This is a genomic window from Pseudomonas sp. LW8 (assembly GCF_041956865.1).
GTDB lineage: Bacteria > Pseudomonadota > Gammaproteobacteria > Pseudomonadales > Pseudomonadaceae > Aquipseudomonas > Aquipseudomonas siliginis.
In genome coordinates this window covers 85041-106081 of sequence record NZ_CP168138.1, presented here as the reverse complement: position 1 = coordinate 106081, position 21041 = coordinate 85041, and the positions used below count along the sequence as shown (strand labels likewise).

General features: G+C 60.7%; 20 protein-coding genes. 10 read left to right on the top strand and 10 right to left on the bottom strand.

The genetic code is table 11. From position 1 onward, the window contains the following. The first annotated feature begins 74 nt into the window (after nucleotides 1-74). Entirely contained in the window at nucleotides 75-1019 is a 945-nt protein-coding gene (locus AB9L16_RS00690) for a LysR family transcriptional regulator (RefSeq protein ID WP_056787027.1), read from the top strand. 178 nt (nucleotides 1020-1197) lie between these two features. Beyond that, complete coding sequence (locus AB9L16_RS00685) at nucleotides 1198-2814, top strand: alkaline phosphatase family protein (RefSeq protein ID WP_375122971.1); 1617 nt, start codon at nucleotides 1198-1200, stop codon at nucleotides 2812-2814. Between the two features lie 197 nt (nucleotides 2815-3011). On the opposite strand, the gene AB9L16_RS00680 is transcribed toward AB9L16_RS00685, so the two are convergent. Continuing rightward, complete coding sequence (locus AB9L16_RS00680; protein ID WP_056787022.1) at nucleotides 3012-3920, bottom strand: TauD/TfdA family dioxygenase; 909 nt, start codon at nucleotides 3918-3920, stop codon at nucleotides 3012-3014. A gap of 182 nt (nucleotides 3921-4102) precedes the next feature. Here AB9L16_RS00680 and AB9L16_RS00675 point away from each other — a divergent pair, with 182 nt between their 5' ends. Further along, a complete protein-coding gene (locus AB9L16_RS00675; RefSeq protein WP_095181123.1) occupies nucleotides 4103-5023 on the top strand; it encodes a LysR family transcriptional regulator in 921 nt (306 codons plus the stop codon). A gap of 100 nt (nucleotides 5024-5123) precedes the next feature. On the opposite strand, the gene AB9L16_RS00670 is transcribed toward AB9L16_RS00675, so the two are convergent. Then, entirely contained in the window at nucleotides 5124-6137 is a 1014-nt protein-coding gene (locus tag AB9L16_RS00670; RefSeq protein ID WP_252868598.1) for an ABC transporter substrate-binding protein, read from the bottom strand. A gap of 395 nt (nucleotides 6138-6532) precedes the next feature. On the opposite strand from AB9L16_RS00670, the gene AB9L16_RS00665 reads away from it, so the two are divergent. From AB9L16_RS00665 to AB9L16_RS00655, 3 genes are read left to right on the top strand one after another with little or no spacing between them, the layout of a single operon-like run. After that, nucleotides 6533-8131: an ABC transporter permease gene (locus AB9L16_RS00665; RefSeq protein WP_375122970.1), complete on the top strand. Its 1599-nt coding sequence runs from the start codon at nucleotides 6533-6535 to the stop codon at nucleotides 8129-8131. Beyond that, the gene (locus tag AB9L16_RS00660) at nucleotides 8128-8943 is read left to right on the top strand and encodes an ABC transporter ATP-binding protein (RefSeq protein WP_310219429.1); all 816 of its coding nucleotides are present in this window, start codon (nucleotides 8128-8130) and stop codon (nucleotides 8941-8943) included. Before AB9L16_RS00665 ends, AB9L16_RS00660 begins: the two co-directional genes overlap by 4 nt. A 14-nt stretch (nucleotides 8944-8957) precedes the next feature. Beyond that, nucleotides 8958-10568 carry an arylsulfatase gene (locus AB9L16_RS00655; RefSeq protein WP_353188854.1) on the top strand — a complete coding sequence of 537 codons (1611 nt, stop codon included), beginning with the start codon at nucleotides 8958-8960 and terminating at the stop codon, nucleotides 10566-10568. A 178-nt stretch (nucleotides 10569-10746) separates the two neighbouring features. On the opposite strand, the gene AB9L16_RS00650 is transcribed toward AB9L16_RS00655, so the two are convergent. Continuing rightward, entirely contained in the window at nucleotides 10747-11817 is a 1071-nt protein-coding gene (locus AB9L16_RS00650) for a fatty acid desaturase (RefSeq protein WP_375122969.1), read from the bottom strand. A 100-nt stretch (nucleotides 11818-11917) separates the two neighbouring features. Between AB9L16_RS00650 and AB9L16_RS00645 the strand changes: the two genes are divergently transcribed. Continuing rightward, complete coding sequence (locus AB9L16_RS00645; protein WP_252868593.1) at nucleotides 11918-12922, top strand: AraC family transcriptional regulator; 1005 nt, start codon at nucleotides 11918-11920, stop codon at nucleotides 12920-12922. A gap of 3 nt (nucleotides 12923-12925) precedes the next feature. On the opposite strand, the gene AB9L16_RS00640 is transcribed toward AB9L16_RS00645, so the two are convergent. From AB9L16_RS00640 to AB9L16_RS00625, 4 genes are all read right to left on the bottom strand, one after another. Continuing rightward, nucleotides 12926-14149, bottom strand: coding sequence for a type II toxin-antitoxin system HipA family toxin (locus AB9L16_RS00640; protein ID WP_056787004.1), 1224 nt, complete (start codon nucleotides 14147-14149; stop codon nucleotides 12926-12928). Continuing rightward, nucleotides 14142-14390, bottom strand: coding sequence for a helix-turn-helix domain-containing protein (locus AB9L16_RS00635; RefSeq protein WP_016772238.1), 249 nt, complete (start codon nucleotides 14388-14390; stop codon nucleotides 14142-14144). Before AB9L16_RS00635 ends, AB9L16_RS00640 begins: the two co-directional genes overlap by 8 nt. Before the next feature lie 111 nt (nucleotides 14391-14501). Continuing rightward, the gene (locus AB9L16_RS00630; protein WP_375122968.1) at nucleotides 14502-15890 is read right to left on the bottom strand and encodes a heavy metal sensor histidine kinase; all 1389 of its coding nucleotides are present in this window, start codon (nucleotides 15888-15890) and stop codon (nucleotides 14502-14504) included. Continuing rightward, nucleotides 15880-16560, bottom strand: coding sequence for a heavy metal response regulator transcription factor (locus AB9L16_RS00625; protein ID WP_041477440.1), 681 nt, complete (start codon nucleotides 16558-16560; stop codon nucleotides 15880-15882). The genes AB9L16_RS00630 and AB9L16_RS00625 overlap by 11 nt, the downstream gene beginning before the upstream one ends. Before the next feature lie 136 nt (nucleotides 16561-16696). On the opposite strand from AB9L16_RS00625, the gene AB9L16_RS00620 reads away from it, so the two are divergent. Both AB9L16_RS00620 and uraH read left to right on the top strand, forming a co-directional pair. Further along, nucleotides 16697-17182, top strand: coding sequence for a heme-binding protein (locus tag AB9L16_RS00620; protein WP_041477439.1), 486 nt, complete (start codon nucleotides 16697-16699; stop codon nucleotides 17180-17182). Between the two features lie 11 nt (nucleotides 17183-17193). Then, nucleotides 17194-17604: a hydroxyisourate hydrolase gene (gene uraH / locus AB9L16_RS00615; RefSeq protein WP_056786996.1), complete on the top strand. Its 411-nt coding sequence runs from the start codon at nucleotides 17194-17196 to the stop codon at nucleotides 17602-17604. Nucleotides 17605-17764: 160 nt separating this feature from the next. Here uraH and AB9L16_RS00610 read toward each other — a convergent pair whose 3' ends face one another. Continuing rightward, nucleotides 17765-18442, bottom strand: a complete 678-nt coding sequence (locus AB9L16_RS00610) for a Crp/Fnr family transcriptional regulator (RefSeq protein ID WP_236168252.1) — start codon at nucleotides 18440-18442, stop codon at nucleotides 17765-17767. 84 nt (nucleotides 18443-18526) lie between these two features. On the opposite strand from AB9L16_RS00610, the gene AB9L16_RS00605 reads away from it, so the two are divergent. Then, nucleotides 18527-19054, top strand: coding sequence for a DUF962 domain-containing protein (locus tag AB9L16_RS00605; RefSeq protein ID WP_375122967.1), 528 nt, complete (start codon nucleotides 18527-18529; stop codon nucleotides 19052-19054). 115 nt (nucleotides 19055-19169) lie between these two features. On the opposite strand, the gene AB9L16_RS00600 is transcribed toward AB9L16_RS00605, so the two are convergent. Continuing rightward, on the bottom strand, nucleotides 19170-20159 hold the full coding sequence (locus AB9L16_RS00600) for a sulfate/molybdate ABC transporter ATP-binding protein (RefSeq protein ID WP_003220514.1): 990 nt from the start codon (nucleotides 20157-20159) through the stop codon (nucleotides 19170-19172). A 3-nt stretch (nucleotides 20160-20162) separates the two neighbouring features. Continuing rightward, nucleotides 20163-21035 (bottom strand): sulfate ABC transporter permease subunit CysW, encoded by an 873-nt coding sequence (gene cysW, locus AB9L16_RS00595; RefSeq protein WP_041477435.1) that lies wholly within the window; start codon nucleotides 21033-21035, stop codon nucleotides 20163-20165. Nucleotides 21036-21041: the final 6 nt, after the last annotated feature.

Genomic DNA, 21041 nt, shown 5'->3' with positions numbered 1-21041 from the left:
ATAAGAGATTGCCTTTATAAGGAGTCGACCTAATGCATATCCAATGCATTTCCCGGATATTTTTTATGTGAAAAATGCATATCGACTTGCGCCAATTGCGTCACTTCATCGCTCTGGTTGAGCAACGCAGCTTTGTCGCTGGCGCGCAGGCGGTGAACCTGTCGCAGTCGGCATTCAGCCGCAGCATCCAAGCACTGGAACACAGCGTCGGCTGCCAGTTGGTCGACCGTGGGCGCAAGGAATTGCCGCCGACCAAACAGGGCCATGTGCTGCTCGAACATGCGCGGCGACTGGTCAGCGGTGCGCAGCAGATGGCCAATGAGATCAGCCAGTTCAATGGCCTCGAGGCCGGGGAATTGCGCTTTGGTTGCGGGCCGGCGCCAGCCGCCGGATTGATCCCGCGCGCGATCGGCGCATTCATCGGCCGCTACCCGAAGGCGCGCGTACAGTTTCTGGTCGATGACTGGCAGAGCCTGAGCAAACGCCTGCTCAGCGAAGAGTTCGAATTTTTCGTCGCCGATACCCGACAATTCGAGGCCGACCCGGATTACCAGACCCACCGCCTGCGGGCGCGCAAATGGCATTTCTGCTGCCGCGCCGGGCATCCGCTGACGGCGTTCGAACGCATCACCGCCGAGCAGTTGCTGAGTTATCCACTGGCCGTAAGCATTCGCCCGCCGAACCTGCGCAAGGTCATCGTCGACCTCAGCGGCCGCCCTGATTTCACCCCGAATGTGGAATGCGAAAACGGTTCGACGCTGTTGAGCGTGGTGCTGCGTTCGGAGGCGATCGGAATTGTCGGCGCGTATTCCGATGCGCTGCATCTGGCCAAGGGTGAGCTGGTCTGTTTGAAGATCGAAGGCCTGGCGGATGATCTGGAGGAGCTGTACACCCGCTATGGGATTGTCAGCCGCGCGGGGTATCGGTTGTCGCCACTGGCCGAGGCGATGATCGAACAGATCAAGGCGATTGATGCGGAGGATGAGGAGGTGTGTTCGCTGGAGAATTTCGCGGTCTGAGCTGGCCCCTTCGCGAGCAGGCTCGCTCCCACAGGAATACGCATTTCAAATGTGGGAGCGAGCCTGCTCGCGAAGAGGCTGATGCAATCGCTGCATAAAAACCATTCCCCAAATGCACTTGCCGAAAACCCCCACCGACAGCGAAAACCCTCACCTGTCCCACTGACCGGTGAACTCCATGCCCACCCCATCCAACCCCGTGCGCAACGTGCTGTACATCATGTGCGATCAACTGCGCCGCGATTACCTGTCCTGCTACGGACACCCGCATCTGCATACACCGAATATCGATCGCCTCGCAGCTCAAGGGGTGCGTTTCAGCCGTGCCTACACCCAAGGTACGATCTGCGGCCCGTCGCGGATGTCGGCCTACACCGGGCGCTATGTCAGCAGTCATCAAGTGGCCTGGAACTCGGTGCCGTTGCCGCTGGATGAATTGACGATCGGCGATTACCTGCGACCTCACGGCATCCGCACCGCGCTGGTCGGCAAGACCCATGCGACGGCCAATGTCGACGCCTTGCAGCGGCTGGCGATCAACCCGCAAAGCGCGCAAGCCGAGTTGCTCAATGAGGTCGGCTTCGAACCGTACCTGCGCCACGACGGCATCTACCCCGACGATCCGTCATTCGACGACAAGCGCGAATCCGCGCCCTATACCCAATACCTGCGCGCGCAGGGCTTCGATGGCAAGAATCCCTGGCACGACTGGGCGAATGCCGCCGAAGGCGAGAACGGTGAAATCCTCAGCGGCTGGAAAATGCGTCATGCGAATTTGCCAGCACGAATTCCCGAGCAACACTCTGAGACTGTCTACACTACAAATCGCGCCATCGACTTTATCGCTGAGCAAGGCGAGAAATCCTGGTGTTTGCATCTCTCGTACATCAAACCGCACTGGCCCTACATCGTACCGGCGCCATACCACGCTCTGTACAGTACGAAATCGATTCTCGAACCGGTCCGCGCGGCGCCCTCCGAAGCCAGCGATCACCCCGTATACACTGCCTTTCGCCTGCATGAGGAATGCCTCAACTTCTCCCGTGACTCAGTACGATTGAATGTAATCCCCACCTACATGGGCCTGATCAAGCAAGTGGATGATCAGCTGGGGCGGCTGTTCGACTTTCTGCAGAGCAACGGGCGCTGGGATGACACGTTGATCGTGTTCACCAGCGATCACGGCGATTTCCTTGGTGATCACTGGCTCGGCGAGAAGGAGTTTTTGCTGGAGCAGGCGGTGGGTGTGCCGTTGATCGTGCGCGACCCTCGGGCGGCGGCGGATGTCACTCGCGGCACTGTCGATGAGCGGCTGGCGGAAACCATTGATGCGTTGCCGACGTTTCTTCAGGCGCTAGGATTACCGGGTGCGGAACACCGACTCGAAGGGCGCTCACTGATCCCTCTGCTGCACGGAGAGAATCCCGATTGGCGCCGTTATGCAATCAGCGAGTACGACTACGCCTTTCAGGCCCCGGCGCGGGAACGCCTCGGCCAACCGATCGACCGTTGCCGCATGACCATGGTGCGCAGCGAGCGCTGGAAATACCTGGCGTACGACGGCTTTCGACCGCAGCTGTTTGATCTGTTGAATGATCCGCAGGAACTGCGCGATCTGGGTGAGGATCCGACGTACGCGGCGGTGCGCGAGGAGCATGCGGGGTATCTGTTTGAGTGGATGCGCGGGCTGAAGCGGCGGACGACGATCAGCCATCCGGAGATCGATTTGCGCGGGCAGCGGTTTCGTTATGGCGAACCGGAAACCGAGAAGGTTGTTCAGATTGGTGTTTGGTAGCGGGAAGAGCCCCTCACCCTAACCCTCTCCCGGAGGGAGAGGGGACTGAATGGGGGATATTTCAGAGGTGCACCGACCTGATCCAGCTTCACCGAATCCATAATCGATAAGGTCTTTCAGGTCGATGCATAACGCGAGATAACTCGGTCGGCTCCCTCTCCCTCTGGGAGAGGGCTGGGGTGAGGGGCTCTTGATCTTCAATCACGACCTTTGATGGTCTGGCTGCGCTGCCCATTCACCCCCACCGGCACCTCGCCCTTGAGCGTCACCCGGCGCACCACGCGATCCTGGGTGCCGTAATCATCAATCGCGTAATGCTGCGTCGAGCGGTTGTCCCAGATCGCCACATCTCCAGCCTGCCAGCGCCAGCGCACGGTGTTTTCCTGGCGGATCACATGGCTCTGCAGCAAGCCGAACAGGTGTGCCGAATCGGCCTGTGAATAACCTTTGATGCGTTTGACGAAATGCCCCAGCAGCAAGCTCTTCTCGCCGCTGATCGGGTGCACGCGCACCACCGGGTGCTCGGTTTCGTAGACGGTCGAGGTGAAGACTTTGCGATAGCGCTCCAGCTTCTCTGCCGAGACGTCCGGCTTCGCCCCGGCGTAGTCGTACTCGTTGCTGTGCACAGCGGTCAGTTTGTCGGCCAGCTCACGCAGCTCGCTCGGCAAACCGCTGTAAGCGGTCGCGGTGTTGGCCCACAGCGTATCACCGCCGAATGCCGGCGCAACCACCGAGCGCAGGATCGATGCTTTCGGATAGGCATCAACGAAGGTCACGTCGGTGTGCCAGGAATTGGCGCGCTGGCCCTCGGCGCCGTCCAGCTCCAGAAGGTAGCGAGTGCCTTCACGCACCGGCACGGTCGGGTGCGCCACCGGTTCGCCAAGCAGGTGGGCAAAGGCTTCCTGACGCTGATCGTCGAGTTGCGTCTGCTCGCGGAAGAACAGCACTTTGTATTCGACCAAGGCTTGCTGGATGGCTTCGACAGTGGCGGCGTCCAGCTCACCGGACAGGTGAACGCCGCGGATTTCGGCACCGATACGACCGGCCACCGGGTGAATTTCCAGCGCGTGAGAAACGGGTTTTACAGCGAGTGCGGCATTGCTCATGGGAAGACCCTCATCGACGGCTTGCGGTTTTGACGGCAGCGAAACAACGCTCTATCTATATTCCATTTACATCTAATAGATAATCGCATGCTTCGTTGACGGAATAAGAGCTTGCATTTAAAACCTCAAGCAACCCTCGTCGCAAATGCCTTCGAGCTATTTTTAGGATGCCGGAAAAGCATATGGATCTTCGCCAGTTGCGCTACTTCATCGCCCTTAACGAACACCGCAGTTTTGTCCGTGCGGCAGACGCCATGGGCATCACTCAACCGGCGTTCAGCCGCAGCATTCAGGGGCTGGAGCAGGAATTCGGTTGCGTGCTGGTCGATCGCGGCAACAAGGATCTGCGCCCTACGCCCGAAGGCCAGGTGGTGCTGCAACACGCCCTGAGCCTGGTGCAGGGCGCAGCTTTGCTCAGCGCCGAAGTGACGCAGATGACCAAGCTCGACGCTGGCGAAGTGCACTTCGGCTGCGGCCCGGCGCCGGCAGTGAAACTGGTGCCGGATGCGGTGGCGCAGTTCATCAATGCGCACCCGAAAGTGCGCACCTGTTTTCAAGTGGATAACTGGGAAAAACTCAGCCGTGCGCTGAGCCGCGAAGAGATCGAATTCTTCATCGCCGACATCCGCCATTTCGAGTCCGACCCGAATTTCCAGACGCAACCGCTGACGCCCAAGCGCGGCGTGTTTTTCTGCCGACCGGGGCATCCGTTGCTGGCCAAGGAAAGCCTGTCGACCAACGACATGTTCGACTACCCGCTGGCCGCCACACTGATCCCGCCGGGCATTCGCAAGCTGCTGGCGAACCTGAGCGGGCGCATCGATTTCTCGCCGACCATCGAGACCGAGCACTTTCCGGCACTGGTCAAAGTGGTGCTGCAATCCAATGCGATAGGTGTCGGTACCGAGGAGGCGTTTGCCGAGGATGTCGCCAAGGGCTCGCTGGTGCTGCTGCACTGGCGCAACCTGCCGCAGAACCTCGAAACGATGAACGCGCGCTGCGGCATCGTCAGCCGCACCGGGTTTCGACTATCACCAGCAGCGAGGGCAATGATCGAGACGTTGATCGCGTTGGATCGGCAGGACGTCAGCGTCGCTGTCTGAAACCCTTTCGCGAGCAGGCTCGCTCCCACACAGGACCTGTGTACACATCCAATGTGGGAGCGAGCCTGCTCGCGAAGAGGGCAGCGAAGACGCTGGAGATCTAAAGCTTGGCGGCTGAGAGTTCAGGCGCCACCCAATCGCTGATCTTGAACGGCTTGCGGATCAGCTTCTGCTGCGCCGCCAGGTCGACCTTGTCTTGCAGGCCGCTCAAGAACACCGGATCCAGTGTCGACGGGAAAATCTCGCTGAGATTCTGATCCTTCAGATCCTGAGCAAGAATCACCGGCGGATAACTAGCCAGCCCTGATACCAGCTGCACATAAGCGTCCTTGTTGCTGTCCTGCGTCAGCCACTCGACCGCTTGCTGCTGCGCCTTGAGCAGTTTCGCAATGACCTCAGGATGGGCGTCGACAAACTTGCCATTACCCAGCAGCACCGCCTGCACGCTGCCAGCGCCGCCAAGGTCCTTGGTGTTGAGCGGCAATTCCGCCAGGCCTTTGGCTTGCAAGGCACTCAGCGCGGAGCTGCCCCACGAGGCATCGATCTGCTTGGCCGCGAGTGCCGAAACCGCCGCGTTGAAATCCAGATTGATGACCTTCAGATCCTTCTCGCTCAGGCCCTGACTGGCCAGCGCCGCATCGAACGACAGCTGCGTCGCCGTCCCGCGAAAGATCGCCACGCGTTTGCCCTTGAGATCCTGCAAGGTCTTGATCCCCGAGCCGGGCACCACGCCGAGGTATTGCTTGACCCCACGCGCCGTCGCGCTGAGCAGGCGCGTGTCCAGACCGTTGGACTTGCCGATGATGGCGGCCAGATCACCGAGATAGGCCAGATCGACCTGCCCATTGGCAAACGCCTCATTGATCACCGGCCCGGCGCCCTTGAAGAAACTCCACTGGATCTTGATGCCCTGCTCGGCGAAGGCCTTTTCGAAGATCTGCTGATCGCGCAGCACATCGACGATGCCGCCGCCGCTGTGTTGAGTGCCGGCGCTGAGGTCGGGCACCGCGATGCGGATTTCCTTGAGTTCTTCGGCTTGGGCGCCAAGCGCAAGAAAGCCTGCAAGCGCCGGGGCGGCCAGCAGGCTGATGATTCGTTTGAAGGGAAGGTTCATGGGTGCGGCTCCTTGATCGCTGAGGAGCCGAAAGTAGGCCGGATGCACACCTTCACTTAAATACTATAAATGCACATTTTTATATCCATATGAGCTAAGCGAGGGCGTGTGCGGTTTGCAGCGCGATATGCATTAACAGCATCGAAAATATTCTTCGAATGCATTGGATGCGCGTAAGCAGGCAAGCCTTAAATGGATTCGCTTATCTCCCGATAGCATCGAACGCAACTTTGTTAGATCAGTTTCATATATGACGAAACCCAGTGTGGGAGCGAGCCTGCTCGCGAATAGGCCATACCAGCCGACATCAGTGCTGCCTGAAACAGCCATTCGCGAGCAGGCTCGCTCCCACATGAAAAGCGGTTCGCCATGCAACCCGACAACGGAGGTCACCCATGGCCCGTCAATCCCTGCTCAGTCTGCCGCTGGCCGCGCCGCCGCTGAAAAGCCGTCGCACCTGGCCGAGCCTGAATCAACGCCTGTTGCCCTGGCTGTTGCCCGTCAGCCTGTTCGTCCTGTGGTGGCTGGCCGCGCGCAATCAGTGGATGAGCGAGCAGATCCTGCCGGCGCCATCGCTGGTGTGGAGCAGCGCTGTGGAACTGGCCCAAGGCGAGTTGTGGAGTCATTTGTGGATCAGCCTGCAACGGTTGTTCTGGGGCTTGTTGGCAGGCGTTTCGACCGGCGCGGTGCTTGGCGCCGCACTGGGCTTCAGTCGACGTCTGGAGCGCCTGGTTTTTCCGACATTCGCCGGATTGGCGCAGGTGCCGACGCTGGCGTGGATTCCGCTGTTCATGGTGTTTTTCGGCATCGGCGAACTGCTGAAACTGGTGGTGCTGATCAAGGCCATTGTGGTGCCGGTGACCTTGCACACGCTGGTCGGCGTGCGCGATGCGCAACCGAAACTGCGCGAAACCGCCGCCGTGCTGCGCCTGCCGCCGCTTCTGCTGATTCGTCGTCTGGTGCTTCCCGCTGCGCTGCCGGCGTTCATGGCTGGCGTGCGCCTGGCACTCGCCGCCGGCTGGACCTCGTTGCTGGCGGTCGAGCTGCTGGCCTCCAGTGAAGGCATCGGCTATCTGATGGTCTGGGCGCGGCAGCTGTTCATGCTCGACATCGTGTTCGTGTGCATCGTGGTCATCGGTCTGATCGGTGTGGCCATGGATCGCGGCATCGGCCTGCTCGACCGCAGACTGGTGCACTGGCCGCACCCGGCCACCGCGCACATCACACGCGGCCCGCGCTATCAGGGCTGGCAACGCCTGCAACCGTGGCTGTTGCCGCTGGGCTTGTTGGCGCTCTGGCAACACGCCAATGATCAGCAGTGGGTCGACGCGAATATTCTGATCAGCCCTGCGGCTGTGCTGAGCACGACGTGGGACGGACTACTCGACGGCACGCTGGTCAACGGCATGGCGCTGAGCCTGAGCCGCACCCTGGGCGGCTTGCTGATCGGTGGCGGCCTCGGTTTCGCCCTGGGCTTGCTGCTCGGCCTGTCGCGTTTCAGCGAACGCCTGCTCGGCCCGACACTCGCCGCACTGCGGCAGATTGCGATTTTCGCCTGGGTGCCGCTGCTCACCGCGTGGTTCGGCCTCGGCGAACTGGCCAAGTGGGTGTTCGTCGCTCTCGCCGCCTTCTTCCCGCTGTTCGTCGCCACCCAGCGCAGCGTCGCCAATCTCTCGCCGCAACTCAACGAAGCCGCGCAAGTGCTGCGCCTGAGGCTCGGCCAGCGCCTGCGTCGACTGGTGCTGCCCGGCGCTGCGCCGGGGATTTTCGCAGGGCTGCGATTGAGCCTGATCTACGCCTGGCTCGGCACCATCGGCGCTGAATATTTCATGCCGTCCAATGGCGGCATCGGCAGCCAGATGATCGGCGCGCAGCAGCTGTTGCGCATGGATCTGATCATGGCCGGCATGCTGCTGGTCGGCCTCACCGGCGCCCTGCTCAACCTGATCGGCCAACGCCTGGAAATTCGCGCGACCCGCTGGAGACACGCATGAACGCACCGATTGTCAGCTTCAACCACGTAGGCAAATCCTTCGCCGTCAACGGTTTCGAACTGGAGGCGATTCGCGAATTCAACCTGGACATTGCCGAGGGCGAATTCGTCGCCATCGTCGGCTCCAGCGGCTGCGGCAAATCCACTTTGCTGCGTTTGCTGGTCGGCCTCGACACCGAGTTTCGCGGACAGATCAGTGTCGATGGCAAGGCCGTCAGCGGCATCGGCGGCGAGCGCGGTATCGTCTTTCAGGAACATCGTCTGTTTCCGTGGCTGACGGTCGCCGACAACATCGGCCTGGGCCTGGTCAATGAACCGCTGAGCGGGGCGCAGAAACAACAACGCATCAAGGATTTCATCGAACTGGTCGGCCTCAGTGATTTCACCCAAGCCTATCCGCATCAACTCTCCGGCGGCATGGCGCAACGCGTGGCGATCGCGCGCGGCCTCGTCGCCAGCCCGCGAATCCTGTTGCTCGACGAACCCTTCGGCGCCCTCGACGCACTGACCCGCCAGCAAATGCAGGACGAACTGCTGGCAATCCGCGAACGAGCAAAGATCACCACGATTCTGGTGACCCACGATGTCGAGGAAGCGATTTTTCTGGCCGATCGCGTGGTGGTGATGGAGCCGCGTCCGGGGCGGATCAAGCAAGTGGTCGACATCGCCCTGCCGCACCCGCGCCAGCGCAGCAGTTACGATTTTCATCAGCTGCGCGAAGAACTGCTGCACGAGCTGACCAGTGATGACCATTACCAACCGAGCGCACCGGTGCAGATCCGCGATCTGCCGCTGACGTTCATTGCCTGCTGAACAGGAGTTTCGCGATGCCGCAACGTCCCAACTTTCTAGTGATTCTGGCCGACGACCTAGGCTTTTCCGACATCGGTGCGTTCGGCGGCGAAATCGCTACGCCGAACCTCGATGCGCTGGCCGAGAACGGTCTGCGCCTGACCGATTTCCACACCGCACCGACCTGCTCGCCGACGCGCTCGATGCTGCTGACCGGCACCGATCACCACATCGCCGGCATCGGCACCATGGCCGAAGCGTTGACCCCGGAACTGATCGGCAAACCTGGCTACGAAGGCTACCTGAATGACCGCGTCGTCGCCCTGCCCGAGCTGCTGCGCGAGGCCGGCTATCAAACCTTGATGAGCGGCAAATGGCATTTGGGTCTGAAGGCTGAACTGGCGCCCCATGCGCGCGGTTTCGAGCGCTCGTTTTCACTGTTGCCGGGCGCTGCCAACCACTATGGTTTCGAGCCGACCTACGATGAGCAAACGCCGGGCCTGCTGAAATCCACCCCGGCGCTGTACATCGAGGACGATCAGTTTGTTGACGAGTTGCCGAAGGATTTCTATTCCTCCGATGCCTTCGGCGACAAGCTGCTGCAGTACCTCAAGGAACGCGATCAGACCCGGCCGTTCTTCGCTTACCTGCCCTTCTCCGCGCCGCACTGGCCGCTGCAGGCACCGGCCGAGATCGTCGAGAAATACCGTGGCCGCTATGACGCCGGCCCACAAGTGCTGCGCCTCGAACGCCTGGAAAAACTCAAGGCACTGGGTCTGATCGAGGCAGACGTCGAACCGCACCCGCTGATTCAGCTCAGCGCGCAGTGGGACGCGATGAGCGATGAACAAAGGCAGATTTCCGCACGAGCCATGGAGGTCTACGCGGCGATGGTCGAGCGCATGGACTGGAACATCGGCCGGGTCGTCGATTACCTGCGCCAGCAAGGCCAGCTCGACAACACATTCATCCTGTTCATGTCCGACAACGGTGCCGAAGGCGCGCTGCTGGAAGCGTTCCCCAAATTCGGCCCGGAGCTGATGACCTACCTCAACCAGCATTACGACAACAGCCTCGACAACATCGGCCGGGCCAATTCCTACGTCTGGTACGGGCCGAACTGGGCGCAAGTGGCAACCGCGCCGTCACGCTTGTTCAAGGCTTTCACCACCGAGGGCGGGATCCGCGTGCCGGCGCTGCTGCACTATCCACAATTGCCGCTGAAAGGGCAGATCAGCCATGGTTTCGGCACGGTGATGGATATCACCCCGACCATTCTCGATCTGGCTGGCGTGCGGCATCCGGGTAAACAGTGGAAAGGCAAAGCGGTGGCGCCACTGCGCGGCAAGTCGTGGCTGGGCTTCCTGTCCGGCGAGACCGCGCAGGTGCATGACGAGCACACCGTGACAGGGTGGGAATTGTTCGGACGCCGGGCGATTCGCCAGGGCTCGTGGAAAGCGGTATGGATTCCCGGGCCGGTCGGGCCAGCGACCTGGCAACTTTATGATCTGGCGAGCGATCCAGGGGAGATTTATGATCTGGCGTTGAGTCAGCCGCAGAAACTCAATGACTTGATCGGGCATTGGCAGCGGTATGTAGAAGAGACCGGGGTGATCCTCAGTGCTTCGCCGTTTCAGCCGGATTGAACCAAGATCAAAAGCCCCCCTCACCCCAGCCCTCTCCCTGAGGGAGAGGGGGAAAGGGAGCAGATCTTCATGCTTTTCCAACCTGAGGTCGGCTCGAAATTTCAGGTCGATGTATCCAGCATAAACAGCTGGATCAGTCCCCTCTCCCCTGGAAGAGGGTTAGGGTGAGGGGCATCTGTCAGGCCTCCACCGCCTCCCCGGACACCACTTCCTCATCTCCGCGCACAAACCGGTTCGCCCGGCCGAACGTGCCGAAATCATTGAACCGCACACCCATCTCGCGCATGACCTTGTGCGCCACCGGCACGGTCATCTGACGAATGTAAAACGGCTCCTTGACCACGAAATGATGAATCCCGTGACTGCTGCCGAAGTTGAAGCAGAACGCTTGCAACGGCCACAGCCACCACGGGTTCAGCACCTGGCATTGCTGCAGCACATTGCCCGGTTCGACGTCGCCGTAGTAATGCATGTTCGAGCTGATGAAGTGCAGGCAGAAAGTGCGCAGCACGTTGGGGCCGATGATCACCACGGCGGCGATATCGATCACCTGCATCACCGACAGCGTGGTGGCCGACCACTCGATGGGCGAGCCGAGCAAATGCGCGATGCCGTTGGCCCCGTGAAAGCCGAGAAACACGTACCACGCTCCCCAATGCAGCAGCGCCAGCGGTGCGTAGACCTTGAGCACGCGTTTGGCGATGCTCCACTTGTGTGCCCAGGTCTTGGCGCGCAGCAGACGGATGAACGCCGACATCAGGTTATCGCCAACCATCAGCAGACGGGCAAAACCCCAAGGCTCGCCGTTGGTGATTGCGCGCTCTTCCATGTCGGCTTCAGTGCCGGAAACCTTGTGATGGTTGAGGTGCAGATGACGACGGATCCACGGGTTGATCGTGCTCGGTCGCGCCAGCCAGACCAGGCCCATCATCAGGTTGTGCGGCACGCGCTGCTTGCGAAAGTACATGCTGTGGATCAGGTCGTGTTCCAGCTCATGGGTCAGCGAGGCGAAAAAAGCATTGAACAGCAGGCACACCCACCAGGCCATATGGCCAGTGGCGTACAGCGCCGCCGAGCCGATCATCCCGGCCAGCGCCAACGCCAGAATCCCCGCACCGAGGGCATCCTGATGCTGAAGAATCGGGTAGCGCTCACGCAATTGCGCACCCTTGGCCAACACCACTTGGCGAATATGTGCCGAGCGCTGCGCCGCATTCAGTCGTTCAGGGCTTGCAGAAGTACCGTCCATGCTTCCATCCTCGGGTCTAAGATGAATGCATCGTGCCTTGCCGGGGTTCGATCCGCGCTAGCCAAGAACGCCAACCTGTTGACCGGACGCGCCAATCCGCATGAAGGAACCGACCTCCCTCGCCAGCTGGACCCGCGCCTTGCGCAAACAACTCGACGCGCTCGGGCTGGACAGCCTTGCCTTGTGCCAACAGGCCGGGCTCGACCCTACGCTGATGGACGACCCCAATGCGCGCTATCCGCTATCCGGTACCACGCGCCTGTGGGCGCTCGCCGTTGAAGCCAGCGGCGACCCGGCGCTGGGCTTGCGCGTGTCGCGTTTCGTCAGCCCGACCACGTTCCACGCGCTTGGTTATGCACTGGTGGCGAGCGGCAGCTTGCGCGAAGTGTTCGAACGCATCGTGCGTTATCATCCGGTGGTCAGCGATGCGCTGGAGCTGGAGCTGAGCCGTAGCAATGACCGTTATCAATTTCGCCTGAAAATTCCGCCCGGCAACCCGGCGCCGGCCTTCGAAGCCATCGACGCATTTACGGCGATCTACGTGCGCACCTGCCGCAATCGCCTCGGCCGTGACTACGCACCGCTGGCGGTGTACTTGCGCCGCCCCGAACCGAGCGATGCCCAGCAATGGCACAAAGTCTTCCGCGCGCCGGTGTATTTTTCCGCCGCCGAGGACCGCCTGGAATTCGCCCTCAGCGACTTCGACAGCCACCTCGACGACGCCAACCCGGAACTGGCCGAACACAACGAAGCCGTACTCAAACGCACCCTCGCCCAGCTCAAACCGCTGACCTGGGAGCGCAAGGTGCGCGATGCCATTGAAGAACAACTGCCCGAAGGCGAACCGAGCGCCGAACGCATCGCCCAAGCCTTGCACCTGAGCCTGCGCAGCCTGCAGCGGCATCTGGCGGATGAGGGCTGTCGCTTCGACACCCTGCTCAACGAAAGCCGCGAAAATCTCGCGCTGCTGCACCTGCGTGACCCGCAGTGTTCCTTGAGTGAAGTCAGCTATCTGCTGGGATTCGCTGACACCAGCAGCTTCAGCCGCGCGTTCAAGCGCTGGACCGGGATGACGCCGGGGCAGTTTCGGGATCAGTTGCGCTGAGTTTCAACTGTTGCGCAGGCTGCGCGCCAGACCAGCCGACCATTGTTCGATCATTGCAGCGCCCACCTCTGCGAAGGCAGGATGATTTGCGCTGTACTCCGCCATTTCGCCCAGCGCTTGCTGTACACCCTGCGCGACCATTTGCAGTAACTGGTTGCAACGCGCTTCACTTAGATTGCAGGCCGTACGACCAAACTTGGTAAGCATTTTATGCTTGGGCCACGCCTTCGAACCGCCCAACAGCAGTGCCATGCTATCGCTCTTGATGTACACCGACGTGGTGATGATGTCGTACGCCGGAGCCAGCCTGACCAATGCGCGCTCGCCACAATCCTCATAGAGCACGCCAAAGTTTTTCAGGTGGGCATCGCCGTTTTTCAATGCCGCCGATAAAGCGACAATCTTGAAGAAAGCTTCCAGTGCGTGCTTGAGTAATGAGGGCGAAACAAACGCCTTGATCTGCCGTGCGACTCCTTCGTAAGAGCCATCGTATTTGGCCTTCGACGGCCAGCCGTTGAGCACGCAAAAGTCTTCGAAACCGAGGTATCCGGTGTCGCTCAAGTCAAAACGCTCGATGACGAGAAACTTGCCATGCTCGCTGAGTTCGAAATGCGGCACGTCGAGGCCACAAAGTTGCGCAGCGCGCAGGCAGAAATATTCGTTGGTTGCCAGCTCGGGATACTCTTCGGCACGGAAGGCTTTGACCAGATGAGTCGAGCCTCGGTGCGTCAGTCGGTCTATTGCAGCGGCACTGTCACGCACCAACACTTTGGGCTGCACGCCTGAAACTCCGGAATACTGCCCGTAAGTCTGCAAAAGATCCTCGAACAAACCTTGCGCACCGTCATGAACCAACAATTCAGCCAGCGAGGTTTCAGGTGGACGATCAGTTGTCGATGCGCTCGCGATCGAAAGACGCCCGAGTTGATGCGGGCCGACGATACTTAGTAAAGCGAAGTCATCGAAGCCGCGCACGGCTTTGCTGAAACGCCTGACCAACTCATCGCGCAACGCACCTTCAGGAAGATTCATCTCGAATATCGGATGAATGCCGCGTTCATAACCATAACTTTCCAGGCGTGTCGGCATGGTCAGCGAAACGGCATTTTCATCAATCGCATCGTCCCGATAGCTGAACACGCTGTCGACACCTGCGTGCCCGCGCCCCAATCTTCCAACCTCATGGCCGCCGACGCAGACCTGCAAGCGGTCCAATGCCTCAGTCATGGAAGTTCACCTTGCGCAGCGTGTCGAGTGTCGGCCGTCGAGAGGCGCGGGGGATTGCGGCCAATTCGTAGCCGAATCCGTTAAGAATCGCTTCGACTTTACGCAGACCGATTTCCGAGATTGTGTTGTTTTCAATCCCCGAGATTGTTGCGCGGCTCATGCCGTATTGCTGCGCCAAAGCTTGCTGGGACAGCTTTTCAGCCTTACGCAAGCTTCTGATCAACTCGCCAATTTTTTCCATCACCGCCCCAGATGCATTGTTTACAATGCAAATCCACTAAAAAAAATTAACTGCATCATAAGCAATGCAATTAATTGAGCTTAGCGTAGATGGTCAGCCATCGCTAACGTCTTAACACCGCCCCGCAAACCCTAACTCAAACACCGTCCCCCCCACATCACTCCTCACCCGCACCTGCCCGCCATGCAACTGCATGATCGACTGCACGATCGCCAAACCCAGCCCACCCGAATCTCCCGGTTCCGCACGTGAAGGATCGACGCGGTAGAAACGGTCGAACAGTTTGCCCAGATACTCAGGCGCGATGACCGGGCCGTGGTTGTGCACTTGCAGCCAGCACATACCCGGTTCATCGCGGCGTTGCAGACTGATCAGGCTGTCGGGGTCGGCGTGGCGTACGGCGTTGGCCAGCAGGTTGCCGAGGGCGCGTTGCAGCAGTTGCTGGTCGGCGAGCAATTCGCCGTGCATGCGGTTTTGCAGTTGGAGGTCGCGGTCATCGGCGAGGGCTTCGAAGTAATCGCAGAGCTCGTCGCCGACGTCGTGCAAGTCCAGTGTGTGCAGATTTAGCGCACGTTCGGCCTGTTCGGCGCGGGCGAGGAACATCAGGTTCTCGGCCATGCGCTTGAGCCGTTCGAACTCTTCCATGTTCGAGGCCAGCACTTCCTGATATTCGGCCGTGCTGCGGGGATGGTTCAGGGCCTGGCCGTTGCTGGCGAGCAAGGTGTGCAGCGGCGTGCGGATTTCGTGCGCGAGGTCGGCGGAGAATTGCGACAGGCGCTGCACGCTGTCGTCCAGCCGCGCCAGCATGGTGTTGAGCGCGTGCACCGGCTCGCGCAGTTCGCTCGGCGTGCCCTCGGTAGGCAGGCGTCGATCGAGGCTGCGCAGATCGATACTGCGCACCGCTTCGCTCAACTGATGCAAGGGCTGCAAGCCACGCCGCAGCAATAACAGACCCAAGGCAAATGCGAGCACCGCGCCGAGGCCGACGGACAGGTACAGACGCAGGCGATAACTGCCGAGCATCTGCTCGCGCTCGCTGAGCACTTTGCCGGCGATCACCGTGAGGGTTTCACCGTTGGGGCCTTGGGCCTGGCCGGACAGCAAGGCCAATTCGGCGCCGTCGCTGGCCTGCCAGGTGAGCACGTCACGGCGCTGCGGCATTTGCTCTCGCGCTAATGCATTGAGCGCGGGCAGTTCACGCTGGCGCGGGTTGATCGCGATCACGCTGGAACCGTCGGCCCGGCGCACCAGCAACAGACTGTCGAGATTGCCGAGCATGTTCTGATACAGCCGTGGCCGTGCCTGCAAGGCGTCGAGGCTGTCGCTGTCGGCGAGCAAGGCGCGCACTTGCTCGAGGCGACCGAGCAAGGCCATGTCGTCACGAAAGGCCAATTCCGAGGCCAGCGAGCGGTAGAGGAACACGCCGATTGCGCTCAGCGCCAGCGCGCAGACCATGGCGAAGGCCAGCGCCAATCGCCAGGCAATCGACTTACTCCACATCGTCCGGCGCTTCCAGTTGATAACCGACGCCGCGCACGGTGTGGATAAGTTTCGGCATGTACGGGTCGTCAACCTTGGCGCGCAAACGACGCACGGCGACTTCGACCATGTTGGTGTCGCTGTCGAAATTCAGGTTCCACACCTGCGATGCGATCAGCGTGCGCGAAAGCACTTCGCCCTGGCGGCTGGCGAGCAGCTGCAAGAGGGCGAATTCCTTGTTGGTCAGGGCAATGCGCTGGCCGCCGCGACTGACCCGGCGGCGCAGCACGTCGATTTCCAGGTCGGCGATGCTGTACGACTCGGCTTCCCGCATCGGCCCGCGTCGCAGTAGCGTGCGCACGCGCGCGAGCAACTCGGCGAAGGCGAAGGGTTTGAGCAGGTAATCGTCGGCGCCCAGCTCAAGACCACGCACGCGGTCTTCGATAGCGTCCTTGGCGGTGAGAAACAGCACCGGTGTGGCGCCGCGCTGGCGGATCAGTTGCAACAATTGCCAGCCGTTGAGACCCGGGAGCATCACGTCGAGGATGATCAGGTCGTATTCCTGCTGCTCGATAAAATAGCGGCCGTCGAGGCCATTGAGCGCCACGTCCACGGCGAAACCCGACTCGCCCAGGCCCTTGGCGAGGAAATTGGCGGTTTTGGCTTCATCTTCTACGACCAGCAAACGCATGGCACACCTCAATTGATCAGGCACACAGGCTAGGCGTGTTCGGCGCCGTTGCCCATTACAAACTTGTAATCCGCCTGACGGGGTTCTGACGAAGTGCGCCGGTTAAGGTGCAGACCTTCCCATTCGGAGCCTGCACATGACCGTCAAATACCTTGTCGCCAGCCTGATCCTCGGCCTCAGCGGCGCTGCAAGTGCCACGCCAGAACTGCCGCGCCACGCCGATCTCGACCTGAAAACCGCACGCTGGCTGGCGGACAAGGCGATGAGCAGTTGCACCGGCACGGTGTCGGTGCTCGACCGTGGCGGTAACTTGCTGGTGACGTTGCGTGGTGACGGCGTCGGGCCGCACAACACCGCCGCCAGCCAACGCAAGGCCTACACCGCGCTGTCGACCAAGACGCCGACGCGGCTGTTCGCCGAGCGCGCCCGCAGCAACCCGGAAACCGCCAACCTCAACACCCTCGATGAATTGCTTTTGCTCGGCGGCGGCATTCCGTTGTTCGCCGGCAGCGAACTGGTCGGCGCCATGGGCGTGGCCGGTTCCGGCGGCGGTGAGCAAGACGAAAACTGCGCCCGCGCCGCCGCCGACAAAGCCGGCCTGACCATCACCCGTTCCCACTAAGGAGATCCACCATGACCACCCTGCGCATGACTCTCGCCGCCCTCGGCCTGAGTGCTGTTTCCAGCCTGACGATGGCCGCCGGCAATCCGCTGAGCGTGCACGTGCTCAACCTGGAAAACGGCCTGCCGTCACCGGGCATCAACGTCACCCTGGAAAAACACGTCGGCGAAAACTGGCAGCCACTGGCCCAAGGCACCACCAACGAACAAGGGCGGATCGCCGAACTGTTCCCGGCCAAACAGCCTTTTGAAGCAGGTGAATACCGCGTGGTGTTCAAGACCGGCGAGTATTACCAGAAGATCAAGCACGAGACGTTCTTCCCGGAAATTCCGGTGATCTTTCAGGTCAAGCAGACCGATCAGCACTACCACATCCCGCTGCTGCTGAGCCCGTACGGTTTCTCGACCTATCGCGGTTCGTAAAATAAACACAGATCCTTTGTTGGAACTGGTTTCTGTGGCGAGGGGATTTATCCCCGTTGGACTGCGCAGCGGTCCCATTTTTCAGGGCCGCTTCGCGCCCCAGCGGGGATAAATCCCCTCGCCACAGGTGCCAGTTCCGACATTGGATCGGTTTCAGTTTTCAGATCGTGGCCAAGGCACGCAATCTCACCGCATCGAGAATTTCGATTTCGCCGTATGCGAGCCCGATAATCCCCTGCCCCTGCAGATCCTTGAGGATCTGATTGGTGGTCTGCCGCGACAGCGACAGCATCGCCGCCAACTGCTCCTGCGGCAGTTGCAGCATCCGGCGTGGTGCGTCGAGTTCGCCGTAGCCTTCGGCAATCATCAGCAGCCGATGGGCGAGACGCGCCGGGGCTGGCAGCAGGCTCAGCTGTTCGAGATTGATGAAGGCCAGGCGCAATTTGTGGCTCATCAACAGCGCCAGATGCCGCCAGTACTGCGGCTGTTCGTCGAGCAATTTGAGCAACGCCGCTTGCGGAACATTCAGCAAGGTGCACGACCCGACTGCATAGGCATCGTGAGTGCGAGGCTGGCCATCGAACAGGCAGATTTCGCCGAACCAGTGCGGCGCCTCCACCAGACTCAACAACGCCTCCTTGCCCTGCTCGCTCACCGCGCCGATGCGCACGGCGCCATCGAGCACTGCATACAGACCGCACGGCGCATCGCCACGCTGGAACAATCGTTGTCCCGCCGTCAGCCGCCGCTCCCGAGCCAGCGCCAGCAGGCTATCCTGAAAAGATGCAGGCAAATGACTGAACCACTGGCCGCTGAGTAACTGTGCACGAATTTGCATAACCACTCCTGGAGTGTCGCCTGCCCGACAGAGCGAACGCGGATCCCGAGGGATGATGCATTCAACCCCACTGGAGGAACAACAATGAAAAGCCTCGTCGACCATCTCAGTCAATACGCCGCCTACCACCGCGACCCCCGCAACATTGCCAGCCACTTTATCGGCATTCCGCTGATCGTGGTGGCGGTGGCTGTCCTGCTGTCACGGCCGCAGTGGGAGCTGGGCGGGCTGTGGATATCTCCAGCCGTTGTGGTGGCGCTGGCCTCGGCGTGGTTTTACCTGCGTCTGGAGTTGAAGCTTGGCGTGTTGATGACAGTACTGATGGGGCTGTCGGTGTGGGCCGGGCATGCACTGGCGCAGCAGAGCACCATGGTCTGGCTGAGCAGCGGCCTGGCGATGTTTGTGATCGGCTGGGTGATCCAGTTTGTCGGGCATCACTATGAAGGGCGCAAACCGGCGTTTGTCGATGATGTGTCGGGGCTGATTGTCGGGCCGTTGTTTGTCGTGGCCGAGTTGGCGTTCATGGTCGGGATGCGGCAGGAGTTGAAAGAGCAGATCGAGGCGCGGGCGGGGGTGGTGCGAGTTAATCCGAACGGCAAAGCGGCGGCTTAGACCGCTTGAAAGATCGCAGCCTGCGGCAGCTCCTACAGTGGGTTTGGTCGATCACAAAATGTGTGACCAACCGAAACCCACTGTAGGAGCTGCCGCAGGCTGCGATCTTTTGATCTTAGAGGCTGGCGACTTTCTGCCAGACCTTCGGCTTGAAGAACAGGGTTTCACCCTTGGCCAACCCGATCAGGCTGTCGTGGTCTTTCACCACTTCGGCCTCGATCAAATCCGTCTGCCCTTCCACCTTCAGCGTCACCCGCGTCGTCGCACCCAATGGGCGGATATCGCGCACTTCAGCGGCATGGTGATCTTCCAGCTCATGCTTGGACAACGACACTTCATGCGGGCGGAACAGCACGTGGTTGTCGTCGCTCAACAGCAAGCGGTTCGAATCGCCGAGGAAGTGATAGACGAAATCGCTGGCCGGGTTTTCGTAGACGTCGCCCGGTGAGCCGATCTGCTCGATCACACCCTTGTTCATCACCACAATGCGGTCGGCGACTTCCATCGCTTCTTCCTGGTCGTGGGTCACGAACACCGAAGTCAGGTTGATGTCTTCGTGCAGCCGCGCCAGCCAGCGCCGCAGTTCCTTGCGCACCTTGGCGTCGAGGGCGCCGAACGGTTCGTCGAGCAGCAGCACTTTAGGTTCCACCGCCAGGGCACGGGCCAACGCGATGCGCTGACGCTGGCCACCGGACAACTGCTCCGGGTAGCGATCCGACAACCAGTCCAGTTGCACCATGTTCAGCAGTTCGTGAACCTTGGTGGCGATCTGGCTTTCGCTCGGGCGCTGGTTTTTCGGTTTCATCCGCAGGCCGAACGCGACGTTGTCGAACACTGTCATGTGGCGGAACAAGGCGTAATGCTGGAACACGAAACCGACGTTGCGATCACGCACGTCGTGGCCGGAAACGTCCTCGCCGTGAAAAACGATGTTGCCCTGATCCGGGGTTTCCAGACCGGCAATAATCCGCAGCAAGGTGGTTTTGCCGCAGCCCGACGGACCAAGCAGCGCGACCAGCTCACCGCTGTGGATATCCAGGCTGATGTTGTCCAGCGCCTTGAACGCGTTGAAATTCTTGCTGACGTTACGCACTTCGATCGACATGAATTATTCCTCCGCGGCGCTGGCGCGCAGGCGGTTGATACGGTTTTCGCTCCACTGCTTGAGCAGCAGGATGAAGAGCGCCAGGATCAGCAACAGGCTCGCCACGGCGAACGCGGCCACGTGGTTGTATTCGTTGTAGAGGATCTCGACGTGCAGCGGCAAGGTGTTGGTCACCCCGCGAATGTGCCCGGAAACCACCGACACCGCACCGAACTCGCCCATGGCCCGCGCGGTACACAGCACCACGCCATAAATCAGGCCCCACTTGATGTTCGGCACGGTGACGTGCCAGAACATCTGCCAGCCATTGGCACCGAGCAGGCGCGCGGCTTCCTCCTCCTGGGTGCCTTGTTCCTGCATCAGCGGAATCAGTTCACGGGCCACGAACGGCACGGTGACGAAAATCGTCGCCAGCACAATGCCCGGCAGGGCGAAGACGATCTGGATGTCGTGATCCTGCAGCCACGGCCCGAACAGGCCCTGCGCACCGAACATCAGCACGTAGACCAGACCGGCGATCACCGGCGACACCGAGAACGGCAGGTCGATCAGCGTCACCAGCATGCTCTTGCCACGGAACGAGTATTTGCTCACGCACCACGCCGCGCTGACGCCGAACACTAGGTTCAGCGGCACCGAAATCAGCACCGCGAACACGGTGAGTTTCAATGCCGAAAGCGCGTCCGGTTCAAAAATCGCGGTGAAGAACGCGCCGAGACCGTTTTTCAGACCTTGCGATACGACGATGAACAACGGCAGCAGCAGAAACAGGAAAAAGATCAGCCAGCCAAGACCGATCAGGACTCTGCGCGAAGTGGCACTGCCACGGCGCGCAGCGTTGGCCGAAGAGGCGGCCGCAATGGACGATTGGGACATGTTCGC